This window comes from Ramlibacter sp. WS9 (assembly GCF_003797765.1).
GTDB lineage: Bacteria > Pseudomonadota > Gammaproteobacteria > Burkholderiales > Burkholderiaceae_C > Ramlibacter.
On the sequence record NZ_RKMB01000002.1, the window covers coordinates 252,062 to 266,742 of the forward strand.

11 protein-coding genes are annotated in these 14,681 nt (G+C 67.3%); 6 read left to right on the forward strand and 5 right to left on the reverse strand.

Translation table 11 applies throughout. The features are described 5' to 3' along the window. Window positions 1–24 precede the first annotated feature (24 nt). Together EEB15_RS04170 and EEB15_RS04175 are read left to right on the forward strand one after the other, a co-directional pair. The gene (locus tag EEB15_RS04170) at window positions 25–1,176 is read left to right on the forward strand and encodes an efflux RND transporter periplasmic adaptor subunit (protein WP_233259348.1); all 1,152 of its coding nucleotides are present in this window, start codon (window positions 25–27) and stop codon (window positions 1,174–1,176) included. A gap of 12 nt (window positions 1,177–1,188) precedes the next feature. Further along, on the forward strand, window positions 1,189–4,386 hold the full coding sequence (locus EEB15_RS04175) for an efflux RND transporter permease subunit (protein ID WP_141508272.1): 3,198 nt from the start codon (window positions 1,189–1,191) through the stop codon (window positions 4,384–4,386). 722 nt (window positions 4,387–5,108) lie between these two features. On the opposite strand, the gene EEB15_RS04180 is transcribed toward EEB15_RS04175, so the two are convergent. The 4 genes from EEB15_RS04180 to EEB15_RS04195 are packed head-to-tail and all read right to left on the reverse strand — an operon-like array spanning window position 5,109 to window position 9,936. Then, window positions 5,109–5,930: a class I SAM-dependent methyltransferase gene (locus EEB15_RS04180; RefSeq protein ID WP_141508273.1), complete on the reverse strand. Its 822-nt coding sequence runs from the start codon at window positions 5,928–5,930 to the stop codon at window positions 5,109–5,111. A 48-nt stretch (window positions 5,931–5,978) separates the two neighbouring features. Then, complete coding sequence (locus tag EEB15_RS04185; RefSeq protein ID WP_141508274.1) at window positions 5,979–7,445, reverse strand: ATP-binding protein; 1,467 nt, start codon at window positions 7,443–7,445, stop codon at window positions 5,979–5,981. 2 nt (window positions 7,446–7,447) lie between these two features. Next, complete coding sequence (locus EEB15_RS04190) at window positions 7,448–8,011, reverse strand: YfiR family protein (RefSeq protein WP_158289985.1); 564 nt, start codon at window positions 8,009–8,011, stop codon at window positions 7,448–7,450. A gap of 20 nt (window positions 8,012–8,031) precedes the next feature. Further along, a complete protein-coding gene (locus EEB15_RS04195) occupies window positions 8,032–9,936 on the reverse strand; it encodes a TonB-dependent siderophore receptor (RefSeq protein WP_158289986.1) in 1,905 nt (634 codons plus the stop codon). Window positions 9,937–10,180: 244 nt separating this feature from the next. Here EEB15_RS04195 and EEB15_RS04200 point away from each other — a divergent pair, with 244 nt between their 5' ends. From EEB15_RS04200 to EEB15_RS04215, 4 genes are all read left to right on the forward strand, one after another. Continuing rightward, complete coding sequence (locus EEB15_RS04200; RefSeq protein ID WP_141508277.1) at window positions 10,181–11,143, forward strand: HlyD family secretion protein; 963 nt, start codon at window positions 10,181–10,183, stop codon at window positions 11,141–11,143. After that, window positions 11,140–11,928, forward strand: coding sequence for an ABC transporter ATP-binding protein (locus EEB15_RS04205; RefSeq protein ID WP_141508278.1), 789 nt, complete (start codon window positions 11,140–11,142; stop codon window positions 11,926–11,928). Before EEB15_RS04200 ends, EEB15_RS04205 begins: the two co-directional genes overlap by 4 nt. Continuing rightward, the gene (locus EEB15_RS04210) at window positions 11,925–13,055 is read left to right on the forward strand and encodes an ABC transporter permease (protein ID WP_141508279.1); all 1,131 of its coding nucleotides are present in this window, start codon (window positions 11,925–11,927) and stop codon (window positions 13,053–13,055) included. Before EEB15_RS04205 ends, EEB15_RS04210 begins: the two co-directional genes overlap by 4 nt. Window positions 13,056–13,141: 86 nt before the next feature. Next, window positions 13,142–13,750, forward strand: a complete 609-nt coding sequence (locus EEB15_RS04215) for a M15 family metallopeptidase (RefSeq protein ID WP_141508280.1) — start codon at window positions 13,142–13,144, stop codon at window positions 13,748–13,750. A gap of 25 nt (window positions 13,751–13,775) precedes the next feature. On the opposite strand, the gene EEB15_RS04220 is transcribed toward EEB15_RS04215, so the two are convergent. Further along, complete coding sequence (locus tag EEB15_RS04220; protein WP_158289987.1) at window positions 13,776–14,573, reverse strand: alpha/beta fold hydrolase; 798 nt, start codon at window positions 14,571–14,573, stop codon at window positions 13,776–13,778. Window positions 14,574–14,681: the final 108 nt, after the last annotated feature.

Genomic DNA, 14,681 nt, shown 5'->3' on the forward strand with positions numbered 1-14,681 from the left:
TATAAAAAAGTACCGGAGGCCCCCGTGCGGTTGTTCCACTTTGTTCTGGCTCTGACGACGGCGCTTGGCCTGGCCGGCTGCAACCGCGGCGGCCCCAACGCGGATGCCAAGGCGGCATCGGCCGCAAGCGCCGCGCCCGCGCTGCTGGTGGCGCCAGAAGACGTCATCACCCTGCGCCCGGCCGCCGTCTCCGCCGGGCCGCTCATCACCGGCACCATCCAGCCCGACCGCCGCGCCGACCTGCGCGCCGAGGTGTCCGCCATCGTGCTGGCCGTGCTCAAGGAAAACGGGCAAGCCGTCAAGCGCGGCGACCTGCTGGTGCGGCTGGACGACACGTCCATCCGCGACAGCCTGGTTTCGGCGCAGGAGACCGAGCGCGTCGCCGGCCAGGCGCATGACCAGGCCGAGCGCCAGCTGCAGCGGCTCACCACGTTGCGCGCCTCCGGCATGGCGTCGGCGCAGCAGATGGAAGACGCGGAGATCCGCCGCAACAACACGCAAAGCGACATGTCCGCGGCCAAGGCGCGCGTGGTGCAGGCGCGCCAGCAATTGGCGCGCACCGAAGCGCGCGCGCCTTTCGACGGCATCGTGAGCGACCGCAAGGTCTCGGCCGGCGACACCGCGCAGATCGGCAAGGAACTGCTGAAGGTGATCGACCCGCGCAGCCTGCGCTTCGAGGGCCTGGTGTCGTCCGACGCGATCCAGTCGGTGCGCGCCGGGCAGGCGGTGAGCTTTCGCGTCAATGGCTACGGTGCGCAGGATTTCACCGGCCGCATCCGGCTGGTGAGCCCGACGGCCAACCCGACGACGCGCCAGGTCGAGGTGCTGGTCGACATCGCGGGTGAGGCGCCCGCTCGGCTGGCCGGCTTGTATGCCGAAGGCCGCGTGGAAGCATCGAGCACCACGGCGCTCGTCATCCCCGCGTCGGCTCTGGTACGCGAAGGCGACAAGGCCTGGGCTTGGCGCATCGCCGGCAACGCGATCCAGAAAGTGGCGCTCACGGTGGGCGAGCGCGACCCGCGCCGCGGCGACTACGTGGTGCTGACCGGGCTGGCTGACGGCGACCGCCTGCTGCGCCACCCCAACGGCACGCTCAAGGACGGGCAGGCCGTGCAGCCGACCGCCTCCGCCGTGGCGGCCTCCACCGCCAGCGCCGCCTCCGCGGCCGTGCGCTGAAAGGAGCGCACCATGTTCCTTTCCGACTTTTCGATCAAGCGTCCGGTGGCGACCGTGGTGGTCATCCTCGGGCTGATGTGCCTGGGCCTGCTCGCGCTGAACAAGCTGCGGGTGAACGAGATTCCCGACGTCGAGCAGCCGGTGCTTTCGGTGGACATCAACTACCCCGGCGCGGCGCCCGAGACGGTGGAGCGCGAGATCATCAACCGCATCGAGAAGTCGCTGCAGAGCATCACCGGCGTGTCGGAGATCCGTTCCACGGCCAAGGACAGCAACGCCTCGATCATCATCATCTTCAAGTTCAACAAGAACATGATCGAGGCGTCGGACGAGGTGCGCAATTCGATCGCCACCGTCCGCTACAAGCTGCCGACGGAGATGCGCGAGCCTGTGATCCGCCGGCGCGACCCGGGCGCCTTCCCGATCATGGACCTGGCGCTGTCGTCCACCGCGCAGACGCACGCCGCGATCTCCCGGCTGGCCGAAGACCAGCTGTCCGACAAGTTCCGGGGCTTGGACGGCGTGTCCATCGTTACCGTCACCGGGTCGCTGAAGCGCCAGCTCTCGGTGTTGCTCAAGGCCGACCGGCTGCGCGAATACAACGTCTCGGTGGCCGAGGTGGTGGCCGCGCTGCAGAGCCAGAACACCACGGCGCCCGTCGGCCGCATCATCGGCCCGCTGAAGGACCAGAGCATCCGCCTGGTGGGCCGCATCGAGTCCCCAGCCGAGTTTGCGCAGATCATCGTCAAGCGGCGCGGCGACGAGATCGTGCGCCTGGGCCAGGTCGCGAACACCGTCGACGGTTTCGCCGAGCTGGACAGCTTCAGCGTGCGCAGCGCCCACCCGAACGTGAGCATCTCCATCACCCGCGCGCGCGACGCGAGTACGGTCGCGGTGGCCAAGCGAGTGCGCGACATGGTCACGGAGATCAACAAGACGCTGCCGCAAGGGACCAAGCTGGAAGTGACGCGCGACGGCGGTGTGGACGCGCAGGACAACCTGAACAACGTGATCCATGCGCTGACCATGGGCGCGGGCCTGACCATTTTCGTGGTCTACATCTTCCTCAACTCGTGGCGCTCCACGCTGATCACGGCGCTGAGCCTGCCCACGTCGGCCATCACCGCCTTCATCGCGGTGTGGCTGTGCGGCTTCACGCTCAACCTCATGACGCTGCTGGGCCTCTCGCTGGCGATCGGGGTGCTGATCGACGACGCGATCGTGGTGCGGGAGAACATCGTGCGCCACATGGAGCGCGGCGCCGACCGGATGACCGCAGCCAGCCGCGGCACGGCCGAGATCGGCACGGCGGTGGCCGCCACCACCTTCTCGATCATCGCGATCTTCATCCCCGTGGCCTTCATGCCGGGCGTGGCGGGCGAGTGGTTCCGCCCGTTCGCGCTGACGGTGGCGTGCTCGGTGATGGTGAGCCTGTTCATCTCGTTCACGCTCGACCCGATGCTGTCGGCCTACTGGGGCGACCCGGTCGGCAGCCACGAGCGCGAATACAAGGGGATCAGCCTCTACCTCAAGCGCTTCAACGAATGGTTCGACCACCAGGCCGACCGCTACGGCAACCTGATCGCCTGGGCATTGCACCACCGGCGCTGGATGACCGTTGCTGCCGTGGGCAGCTTCGCCGGCGCCATCGGCCTGCATGCGGCTTTCGGCGGATCGAGCTTCTTGCCGGTGCAGGACGCGGGCGTGATCGCGGTGGAGATCCGCACGCCCTCCTCGGCCAGCCTGGAGTACACACGGCTGAAGATCGAGAAGGCGGCCGAACTCGCGCGCACGCTGCCGGAGACGCGAGCCACCAACAGCGTGGTCAATATGGGCGGCGGGCGCGTGTATGTCGACATCGGCAAACTCTCCGAGCGCAAGCGCAAGGCGCAGGAAATCGCGGTCGATTTGCGCAAGCTGATGGCGCAGCTCGTCGGCGCCGAATACACGGTGCAGGACGACCTGAACAACGGCACGCGCAAGCCGGTGCAGATCCAGTTCTACGGCACCGATTCGCGCACGCTGCTGGGTATCACCAATGCCTACATGGAGCGCCTGCGCACGGTGCCGGGCGCGGTGGACGTGGGGTTGTCGGAGGCGAGCCCCAAGGAAGAACTGAAGATCGAGTTGAACCGAGGGCTGGCGAATTCGCTCGGCATCTCGGTGAACGATGCGGCGCAAGCATTGCGCGTGGCCTTCGCGGGTGTCGAGATCGGCGACTGGGTGGACCCGACCGGCGAGTCGCGCGACGTCGCCGTGCGCCTCGATCCGAAAGACCGCGTGGAAGCCGAGAACATCGAGCGCCTGCCGATCGCCGTGGCCAACAGCAACATGGTGGTGCCGCTGAACCAGATCGCGACCATCACCATGGGCGAAGGGCCGGCGCAGATCCAGCACCTGAACGGGCGCCGCATGATGGCCGTGTCGGCCAACGCGCAAGGCCGCGCCTCGGGCGAGGTAACGCAGGACGCGATCAAGCTGGCCAAGACAATGGAGTTTCCGCCGGGTTACGGCGTGGAGCTGGGCGGCGCGGGCAAGGACCAGAAGGAAGTGTTCGGCGCGATGCAGACCGCGCTGGTGATGGGCGTGGGGTTGATGTACCTGATCCTGGTGATGCAGTTCGGCTCTTTCACCGCGCCGCTGCCCGTCATGCTGTCGCTGCCGCTTTCGTTGATCGGCGTGGTACTGGCCTTGCTGGCGACGCACGCCACGCTCAACCTCATGAGCTTCATCGGCATCATCATGCTGATGGGCCTGGTGGCCAAGAACGCCATCTTGCTGCTGGACGCGGCGCGCAAGCGCGAGGCCGACGGGATGGACCGGGAGGACGCGTTGATGGCCGCCGGCCGCTCGCGCCTGCGGCCCATCCTGATGACCACCTTCGCGCTGATCGCGGGCATGCTGCCCGTGGCCATCGGTATCGGCGAAGGCGCGGACTTCTACCGGCCCCTGGCGATCGCCATCATCGGCGGCACGATCACCGCCACCGTGCTCACGCTGCTGGTGGTGCCCGCGTTCTACGACAGCATCGAACTCGCGCGCGACGGCATGTTGGCCAAGTTCCAGCGGCGGCAGGCGCTGGGCAACCCGGTGGTCGCGTTCGCGTTGACGGCGGGCGAAGCGCTGGCCACGCTGCTGATGCTGCGCTGGGTGTACCGGACGGTGCGGGGCTTTCGGGCCAGGGCACCGGTCACCAGCCCCGCGCGTTGATGAACTCCTGGACCTTGCCCGCGATTGCGACCGACCCGTCGTGGTGCTCTGGGACCGCGCGGCAACGCCGTGCACGGCCGGGCCGCGGCGCGATGGCTACGGCGTCCGGCATCGCTTGCTTTCGCAAGCTCCTGCCGGAGTCCCCGCGCTGAACGGTCTTGCGGCCCGCGCGGCACAACTCACCGCGCTTTGCGCGGTTCAAACAAGTGCCGCAAGCATGACACGGTCGCGTCGCAAGCGACGCTGGGCCGCAAGACCGTCCACCGCGGGCGCCTGTGCTTTATTCGCGCCGCGGCCCGGCCATGCACGGCGTTGCAGTGACAGGGTGGCGTGCCAGCGGTGGCGCGCCGATGTGTTGGTGGACCCGTGAAGCGTTGGCACGCCACCGGTGGCGCGCCTCGATGGTTTGCAAAGCTGTGCGTGGGCGGGCTGCGGCGCGAATAAAGCCCAGGCGCTTGCGGCGGGCGACCGCGCGACCCAGCACGGCTTCAGCCGTGCGACTGTCTCATGCTCGCGAAAATTGTTTGAGTCGCAGCGTAGCGGAGGCGAGTTTTTTCGCGCGGGTCGCGGGGTCTCCCGGCGCAAGGAATTCGGCAGGAGCTTGCGAAGCATGCGATGCCGAACGCCGTAGCCATCGCGCCGCAGCCCGCCCGCGCACAGCTTTGCCGCGAGGTCGCGCCGGGTTACGCCGAGCCACGCCAACAACTTGGCCGGGTACCAGCCTACGCGGTCTGCGCCCGAACAAAGCGAAACGCCTGCGGAAATTCAAGCCGTCCGTCGGCGTCGCAATGCGCCGCCACCGACGACAGGTACTCGCGGCGCACTTCATCGCGTTGGTCTTCGCCGATCTGGTGGATGTCGTACATGCGCATGAACCAGGCCCAGGTTTCATCGGGCGTGAGCCTGCGGTGGCTGCGGATCTCATCCAGCTCGAGGCCATGCCACTGCGCCGCGAACATCGCGCGGACGCCTTCTTCCTTGCGAAAGCGCGCGTCCCCGAGGCGCAGGAAGCTGCCGCTCGCGTGAGCGTTGATGACGCGAATGTACGCGTCGAATGCCGCGGACGGCGGGTTAGGCGCGCCCACGACCGCGGCGAGCGTGCCACCCGGTTTGAGCACGCGGCGCAACTCGGCGAGCACTGGATCGGCATCGCCCATGAGCATCAGCGCGAGGTGGCACACGACGGTGTCAATGCTCTGCGCGGCAAGGGGGAGGTGCTGCGCGCGAGCTTCGATGAGCCGCGCCTGGCCGTCAAGGTCCGCCGCGGCGAGCCGCAATTCGTCCGCGCTCATGTCGACGCCGATCAACTCCAGCCCCGGCTGGCGGCGAGCGGCGAGCAGCGACAGCAGAAAGCCCGAGCCGCACGCCAGGTCGAGCACCGCGAGGGGCGAGCGGTCTGTGGGCACTGCCGTTGCGAGCACCGCGTACGACGAAGCAAACGACTGGCCGCGAAACTGCACGGGCAGTGTGCCGAATGCCTCGGCCGTCGCGCCCGGCAGGGTGGCATGAAAATCGATCAGAAATTGTTCGGCGGGCGAGCGCATGGGCCGCGAATTATGCGCGCTGCAACCCAAGTGGCGTCGACTGGCCGGTCAATCGTCGGCCGGTGCGCTTTCCAGCGTGAAGTAGAACGTTGCGCCTTGACCCGGCGCCGACTCCGCCCAAATTTTTCCCTCGTGCCGGCTCACGATCTTCTGCACTGTCGCGAGGCCGATGCCGGTACCGGGGAATTCGTGAGGCGAGTGCAGCCGCTGGAAGGCGTTGAACAGCTTGTCGGCATAGGCCATGTCGAAGCCGGCGCCGTTGTCGCGCACGAAGAACGTGGCCGGGCGGCCGGCGCTCGCCTCGCAGCCGATGGTGACGTGGGCCACGGCCTCCTTGGAGGTGAACTTCCACGCATTGCCCACCAGGTTCTGTACCACCTGGTTGACCAGCATCGTGTCGGCCAGCGCGTGCATGCCGGGCGCGACGTCGATCACGGCCACGCGGTGCGGCTCTTGCTCGCGGCAACGCTGGAGCGCCTCCGCCGCCAGCGCCGTGAGGTCGACTTGCTCGCGCTCCAGCGTGGCGCGCGACACGTGGGCGAGTGTGAGCAACGCGTCGATCAGCTTCGCCATCAGGCGCGCGTTGACCTGGATGCGATTGATGAAGTGCCGGCCGCGGTCGTCCAGGTGCTCTCTCACCGATTTTTCGAGCAGGTTGCTGAACGAGTCGATGGCGTGCAGGGGCGCGCGCAGGTCGTGCGAGGCCGAATACGAAAAGGCTTCCAGCTCGAGATTGGCGATCTCCAACTGCGACGTGCGGCGGCGCACGCGGTCTTCCAGCTCGGCGTTCAACGCCAGCGTCTGCTGGTTCGCCTGCTCCAGCACTTCCGCGCGGCGGGCCAGTTCCACCAGCATGCCGTTGAACGCGTCGACCACTTCGCCCACTTCGTCGTCCGTCGTGCGTGTGGCCCGCAGGCTGTAGTCGCGCCCTGCCGTGATGCGCCGTGCCACGTCGCTCACCGCGAGAAGGGGCCGCGTCACGACCGACAGCAGCCGGTTCGACAGCAGTAGCGCCAGGGCCAGGCTGCCGGCGATCACCAGCGCGACGACCATCAGGTACTGCTGGAGGTGGTCGAGTTTTTCGTGGCGCGCTCGCAGGTGCACCGCGCCCAGCCGTTCGCCTTCATTGACGATGGTCTTGAACGCAACCAGGTCTCCGCCATCCACCCGCACCCCGTCAGCCCCGTTCGCCGGCCCTGCGCCCGCATTCGCACCGGCGCCATAGCTCGCGAACAGCCGGCCGTCCGGCGTGTAGATCGCGGCTCCGAGGATGTTCGGCCGCGCCTTCAGCAGCGCCAGGTTTTCGCGGGCTGTCTTGGGGTCGTTGAAGGACAACGCGGGCGCGGTGGCGAGCCCCAGCAGGTCGGCCTGCGTGAGCAGGTCGCGCTCCCAGGTCCGCTGGTAGCTGCGCAGGTCGTAGATCACCATCGCCAGGCCGGCCAGGCTCAGCGCCACGAACGTCGTGGCCAGCACCACCCAGTTGAGTTTGTATCGGATCGAGCGTGGGCGCGCCATGCTCAGCGGTTCCTGGCCTGCGGGTTGTTGGACACGGCGACGAGGCGCGAGCTGAGTTTCAGCCCGCGCTTTTCCGCGGCCTCGAGCGACAGCTCGAACCGGATCTGCCCGTCGATGATGAGGAAGTTGAGCGCGCTTCCCTGGTTGAGCGCGCCGGGGCTTTCGGTCACCACCAGTGCCATGCCCAGTTGTGGGCTGGCCAGTGCTTCGGCCAGCCGCGCGGTACGGTCCCGGGCGAGGAAGAGCACGTGAAGGCCGGCCAGCCCGCCGGCATCCTTCACCCGCCGCACCTCGAGCCGCCGGCCTTCGATGGTGCGCGCGGCCACCAGCCCTGCGAGGTCATCGGCCAGATCGTCGTTGCCCCAGATGCCGACCACCAGAGGCGCGTCGGCCTTGGTGAACGCGGCCGGCGGCCATTCGGCGTAGCCGGCAAACCGGTAGAGGTAGGCAGCCTTGACCCGGCGCTCCGCCAGAGCTTCTTCGGGCGAATGATCGGCAGCGTGTGCAGGCATGGCTTGCACGAGCAGCAACACGAGCAGCGCGTGCGCCCAATCACGCCATCTCAAGCGCGATAGAAAGAGTGTTCTCACATCCGCCACACCAGCTTTAGCCATCCGCCGCGCCGGACCTGCGAGCCCTTGGCGTCAGTGAACTCCGCATGGCTGCGGTCGAACAGGTTTTGCAGGTTGAGCGACAAATCGACCGCCGGCGTCACGCGCCAACCCCAGCGCATGTCGACGGCCGTGTACGCGGGGATGGCGGGATTGGGCAGCGCCGCCACATGCCGCACGCTGACGTCGACCTCATGCCGCTCGCCCACGTTGAGGCTGGAGCGCAGCAGCCACTGATGGCGCGGGTCGTTGCCCTGCGCGCTGGGCCCGGTGGGATCGCCGCTGCCGGGTTTGACGCGCAGGTGCTTGCGCAATTCGGAGAGGCCCGCGGTCAGGCGCCAGTTGGCTGTGGCCTGCCAGTGGGCCCAGGCTTCGAGTCCGCTGGTGTTCCCTTCCATCATGTTCTGCACGACGGCCGGCGGGCGCTGCCCGCTGCGCAGCTTGTCGTAGCGATGATGGAAAAGGGTAGCCGAGTACGACAGCGTGGGCGTGGGCTGGGCGCGCCAGCCCAGCTCCAGCACGTTGGCCACCTCCGACTGGAAATCCGGCCCGCCGTTGATGGCGAAAGGCGGCTTCCCGGGAAAAAAGAATTCCCGGTCGAGCCGCGCGGGCGCGCGCACGGCGCGCGACACGGCCGCCCAACCCGCCTGCGTGTCCGACGGCACCCACGAAAGGCGCGCGCTGGGCAGGAACTCCCAGCCGGTATAGACATTCCTTTCGGCCTTGGCGCCGAGCGTGAGGCGCAGATGCTCCGCCAGCGCGATCTCGTCCTGCACGAACACGTTGGCCCACCGCAGCCGCTTCTCCATCGGCGTAAAGCGCACCAGCAGGCTGACTTGCGTCTTGTCGCGCGCTTCACGCAGCCCCGCGCCCCAGATCAGCCGATGGCTGCCCGAGGGCGCCAGCGTCTGCTGCCATTCGGTGTCGAATATCTCCATCTCGTCGCGAAAGGTGATGGGCTCGTCGCGGCGGCTGTGGTCGTAATAACTTTGCAGACGCCAGCCCGATCCGTCCGCGTGCTGGCGGGTCCAGCGTGCGAGCACATTGGTGCCCGACAAGTCCGGCGCTTCGGGCACGCCGGGTGCCTTGCCTGAGCGATAGGTGTCGCCCTGGAAGGTGAAGCCGTTTTCGGCCGGCCCCCAATCGATGCGCCAGCCGGCTTGCTTCTTTTTCGTGGCGTCAGGCACGACGGCGCCATTGGCCTTGGTGGTGTGCTCGCGGTCGGTGCCCATGGCATAGACCCGCCATGCTCCGTCTTCGCCGAACTTGCCGCCGTAGCGCGCCGACGCATGCGAGTTGCCGTCGCCGCCGCTCGCCGCAACCAGCCCGCCCTCCGTGGCGCCGGCCCGCCGGGTGGTCACGTTGATGACGCCGTTCATCGCGTTCGCGCCCCACAGCGTGCCGCCCGGCCCGCTGATGACCTCGATCTGCTCGATGTTCTCGAGCATCAGGTCCTGCTGGTCCCAGAAAACGCCGGAGAACAGGGGCGAGTAGATGACGCGGCCGTCCACCAGGACCAGAAGCTTGTTGCCGATGCCGTTGTTGAAGCCGCGTGCGCTGATGGCCCATTGCCCGGCGCTGGTACGCGCCACGTGCAGGTTAGGCGCGAGCCGAAGCACCTCGGGCAGGGTGCGAGCGGTGGAACGGCGGATGTCCTCGCCGGTGATCACGAAAACCGAGGCCGCGGCCTGCAGCAGCCGCTCGGGCCTACGGGACACCGACGTCACCCTGATGTTGCCCAGTTGCTCGAGCGACAGGTCCGCAAGGCGGTCCAGGCTCAATTGCGCAACGTCCACGCCTTGTGCGTTCGAGGACGCCGAGCACCACACCAGCGCTAGCGCCGCGCATCGGTGCACTCGCGCGATCCGCCTTTTTTGCATGCCGCGATTCTTCATCTCTTCCCCCTGGATGCGTTGGGGCGCATCGATAAATCTGCTTGTAATGCTTGCCAGGATACGGGGCATCAGGGTTTGCCGCCATCGCACGCTTTCGTGTTATCTCCTTTCGTTTACGTCGCGCCGTTGCCAATACGTTGCCAATAGCCAGTCACGCACCTAATAATGCGATGCGCCGGGTCTTCGTTCGCTGGGCGTTTCGCCCGACGGCGCAAGAATAAGGAACACCATGAAGGCGCTCAGGTGGCAATGCGTGGTGGCCATGGCATGGGGCCTCGCCGCATGCGGCGACAAGCCTGACCCGGGCTGGTCCGGCTACGCCGAGGCCGACTATGTGTATGTGTCCTCACCGCTGGCGGGCACGCTGAGCGCACTGCACGTGCAGGCGGGCCAGCAGATCGCGCGCGGCAAGCCGCTGTTCGCACTGGAGTCGGAAGCCGAGCGTGCGGCCCGCGAGGAAGCCAGTGCCCGCGTCGACGTGGCCCGCTTTCAGGCCGACAACACCGACAAGGGCAAGCGTGAGGCCGAAGTGGCCATCAACCAGGCGCAGCTGCAGCAGGCGCGTGCGCAGGCGGAGCTGGCGCAGCACGACCTCGCGCGCAAACGCGAACTGGTCGCGCGCGGCTTCATCTCGAAAGCGCAGGCCGATGAGGCGCAGTCGGCGCTCACGCAGGCGCAGGCCCGAGTGCGCGAGCTGTCGTCCGTTGTGCAGGTAGCGAAACTGCCGGCGCGGGCCGACGAGCGGGCCGCAGCCGACGCGCAGGTCGAGGCCGCGCGCCACGCGCTGAAGCAGACCGAGTGGCGCCAGCAACAGAAGCAGCAGGCCGCGCCCGCCGATGCGCAGGTGGCGGACACTTTCTTCCGCGCCGGCGAGTTCGTCGCGGCCGGCCAGCCGGTGGTGGCGCTGCTGCCGCCGGGCAACATCAAGGCGCGTTTCTACGTACCCGAGGCCGAGCTGCCGTCGGTGACCCTTGGGCAGAACGTAACGCTGGAATGCGACGGCTGCGGCGCGGCGATCGGCGCACGCGTCACGCACATCGCGACGCGACCGGAATACACGCCGCCCGTCATCTATTCGAATTCGCAGCGCAGCAAGCTGGTGTTCATGGCCGAAGCGCAGCCCGCGCCGGCCGATGCGCAGCGGCTGCGGCCGGGCCAGCCGCTTTCGGTGCGCCGTCCGGCGAAGCCATGACTGGGTTGGCCATCGACGTGCGCGGGCTGACCAAACGGTTCGGCGAGCGGGCGGTCGTCGACAACGTGGACTTGCAGGTGGGCGAAGGCCGCATCTGCGGTTTCCTCGGGCCCAACGGCAGCGGCAAGACCACCACCATCCGCATGCTGTGCGGCCTGCTCAAGCCGGACGCGGGCGAAGGAACCTGCCTCGGCCTGGACGTGATCCGGCAAGCCCGCGAGATCAAACGCCAGGCCGGCTACATGACGCAGAAGTTCGGCTGGTACGAGGACCTGTCGATCCGCGAGAACCTGGACTTCATCGCGCGGCTGTTCGAGATCCCGAACCGCGCGCAGGCTGTCAACAGCGCGTTGCAGCGGCTGGGCCTGGTCGAGCGGCAGGACCAGTTGGCGGGTTCGCTCTCCGGCGGATGGAAGCAGCGCCTGGCGCTGGCGGGCTGCCTCATCCACAACCCGCGCCTGTTGCTGCTCGACGAACCCACGGCAGGCGTCGACCCGAAAGCGCGCCGTGAGTTCTGGGACCAGATCCACCGGCTGGCGGGCGAAGGCATCACGGTGCTGGTTTCGACGCACTACATGGACGAGGCGGCGCGCTGCCACGAGCTGGTCTACATCGCGTACGGCAAGGTGCTGGCGCACGGCAGCGAAAGCGAGATCGTCGAACAAGCGGGGTTGGCGCCCGGCGCCTCGTTGGAGGAAGTGTTCGTCAAGCTGATCGACCGTGCGCAGGACAACTTCGCGGCGCCACCCAAGGCGGCGAAGTTCGCGAAGGGGGGCCGGCCATGAGGTTTTCCGTCGCGCGCATGGTCGCGGTCTTCATCAAGGAATTCCAGCAGATGATGCGCGACCGCCTGACCTTCGGCATGGCGGTGGGCGTGCCCATCCTGCAACTGGTGCTGTTCGGCTACGCCATCAACACCGACCCGAAGGGGCTACCCACGGCGCTGGTGGCGGCCGACACCGGGCCGCTGGCCGGCAGCATCGTCGCCAGCCTGCAGAACACCGGCTACTTCCGCATCGTGCACCAGGGCACCAGTGAGGCCGAAGCCGAGAAGCTGCTGGAAGCGGGCGACGTGCAGTTTCTCGTGATCATCCCGCCGCAGTTCACGCGCCGGCTGGTGCGCGGCGAGCGGCCCGCGCTGCTCGTGGCGGTGGATGCGACGGACCCGTCCGCCTCCAGCAACGCGCTGGCGGCGCTCAATGCGGCTGCGGGGCAGGCCCTGGAGCGCGACCTGGCAGGACCGTTGCAGCGCCTGCGGCAGGGACCGGCGCCTTACGAGGTGATCGTGCACCGCCGCTACAACCCCGAGGGCCTGTCGCGCTACAACATCGTGCCGGGCCTGATCGGCACCATCCTCACGATGACGATGGTGATGCTCACTTCTCTCGCGATGACGCGCGAGCGCGAACGCGGCACCATGGAGAACCTGCTGGCCACTCCCGTGCTACCCGCCGAGGTGATGGCCGGCAAGATCCTGCCTTACGTCGTCATCGGCTACATCCAGCTCGGCGTGATCCTGGGCGCGGCCTGGCTGTTGTTCGAGGTGCCGCTGGTGGGCAGCTTCACGCTGCTGATGGCGATGATCGGCGTCTTCATCGTCGCCAACCTGGGCGTGGGCTTCACCTTCTCCACGCTGGCGCGCAACCAGCTGCAGGCGATGCAGATGACGTTCTTCTTCTTTCTGCCCAGCATGCTGCTCTCAGGCTTCATGTTTCCCTTCCGCGCGATGCCGCAATGGGCGCAATGGCTGGGCGAGCTGCTGCCGCTCACGCACTTCCTGCGGATCGTGCGCGGCATCATGCTCAAGGGCAACACGGCCGGGCTGCTGCTGCCGGAGTTGTGGCCGATGCTGGCCTTCATGGCGGTGGCGGTATTCGTCGCGCTCAAGCGGTATCGGCAGACGCTGGATTGAGACACGCAAGCCTCCCCCGTTTGGAGGAGGCGCGCAGCATGCTCTGGCGCTATGCTGCGCGGGCTAAACCAAACTCAGGGGGTTCCATGGATATCACCGACATGATCAAGGCCGTCCAGAAGAAGCTGGGCGTCGACGTCGACGGCAAGGCAGGCACCGAAACCTGGGGCGCCATCTTTGCCGCGCTGGTCAAGCCCACCATCGCGGGCAAGCCGCCGGAAGAAGCCATCGACAAGGTCGATGACCGCAGCGAAGGCAACATCGCCACGCTGCTGGAAGAGGTGCGGCCGATGGCCCGTGCGCTGGTGCAGAAGGCCGCCGCCAACGGCATCCAGATCAAGGTGATCAGCGCCACGCGCACCTTTGCCGAACAGGATGCGCTTTTCGCGAAGGGCCGCACCGCCCCGGGCAGCATCGTCACCAACGCCAAGGGCGGCTTCTCGAACCACAACTTCGGGCTGGCCTTCGACGTCGGCGTGTTCGAAGGCAAGAAGTACATGCCTGAATCGCCGAAGTACGCGGCCGTGGGCGCGCTGGGCCTGGAGCTGGGACTGGAGTGGGGCGGTAACTGGAAGACTTTTGCGGACCAGCCGCATTTCCAGCTGCGTCCGTCCTGGGCCGACGACATCACCGAAAAGGCGATGCTGGCCGAACTGCGCGACCGGGTTGCGGCGGGGACGCCGGTCTTCGCCTGACTTCAATCTGGAGTGAACGCCGCCTTCAGAGAAACCCCGCCATGGCCGCCAGCATGGCGTCTGGATGGCTCAGCTGCGGAAAATGGCCTTCGGACGGGACCAGGGACAGCTGTGCATGCGGCAGGTGCTTCTGCAGGTAGCGTCCCACTTCCGCCGGCACGAAGTCATCATCCGTGGGTTGCAGGAGCAGCACCGGCAACGAAATCCTGCTCATTTTGTGGCGCAGGTCCATCTGGAAGGTCATGCGAGCCAACGGCAACGCGATGTCGGGGCGCATGGCCGCGACGCACTGCATGTGTTCAGCGGCCAGTTCGGGACGATTGGGATTTTTCATCGCCGCCGGTGCTGCTCCGCGCAGCCAGCCGAAGAAGTCGATCGATATCGCTTCGTAGATCGCATCAAGTTCGGCCGCCTCGAACCCGCCGACATAGGCGCCGTGGTTGCACAGGCACGGAGTGGCACCCAGCCAGACGAACTTCTCGAAGAGCGCAGGCCGCTGCAGGTAGGCCAGCGCCGAGATCATCGTGCTGATCGAGTGCGAGATGACGGACACCTGGCGCATCCCGAGCACGTCGCAGATATCGATCAGGTCCTGCGCATGGCCTTCCAGCCCGCCATAGCGCAACCGCGAAAACTCCTTGATGTCGGAGCCGCCGCAACCTGTCATGTCGTACAGAACCAGCCGGTGGTCCTTTTCGTAGGCGGGGGTGATGAAGCGCCAGAATTGCTGGTTGCTGCCGAACCCGTGAGCGAACACCAAAGTCCGCTCCGCATGGGGGTTGCCCGCAACTGTGACGTTGTTGGTTCGCAGCCTGTCAGTCATGGCACGTACCTCCATCGTTCGAGGCGCCGGCCCAGTCCGCAGGCCTTTACCAGCGCCGCATTGCTCCGATTATGCTACTTTGCGGCGTCACAAATGATCTCGCGCCCC

Bases quoted from the DNA above. Each gene is read 5' to 3' on its own strand.
- EEB15_RS04175 (WP_141508272.1), top strand. From the start codon at position 1,189: ATGTTCCTTTCCGACTTTTCGATCAAGCGTCCGGTGGCGACCGTGGTG.
- EEB15_RS04205 (WP_141508278.1), top strand. From the start codon at position 11,140: ATGACTGGGTTGGCCATCGACGTGCGCGGGCTGACCAAACGGTTCGGC.
- EEB15_RS04180 (WP_141508273.1), bottom strand. From the start codon at position 5,930: ATGCGCTCGCCCGCCGAACAATTTCTGATCGATTTTCATGCCACCCTG.
- EEB15_RS04200 (WP_141508277.1), top strand. From the start codon at position 10,181: ATGAAGGCGCTCAGGTGGCAATGCGTGGTGGCCATGGCATGGGGCCTC.
- EEB15_RS04185 (WP_141508274.1), bottom strand. From the start codon at position 7,445: ATGGCGCGCCCACGCTCGATCCGATACAAACTCAACTGGGTGGTGCTG.
- EEB15_RS04220 (WP_158289987.1), bottom strand. From the start codon at position 14,573: ATGACTGACAGGCTGCGAACCAACAACGTCACAGTTGCGGGCAACCCC.
- EEB15_RS04215 (WP_141508280.1), top strand. From the start codon at position 13,142: ATGGATATCACCGACATGATCAAGGCCGTCCAGAAGAAGCTGGGCGTC.
- EEB15_RS04195 (WP_158289986.1), bottom strand. From the start codon at position 9,936: ATGCAAAAAAGGCGGATCGCGCGAGTGCACCGATGCGCGGCGCTAGCG.
- EEB15_RS04210 (WP_141508279.1), top strand. From the start codon at position 11,925: ATGAGGTTTTCCGTCGCGCGCATGGTCGCGGTCTTCATCAAGGAATTC.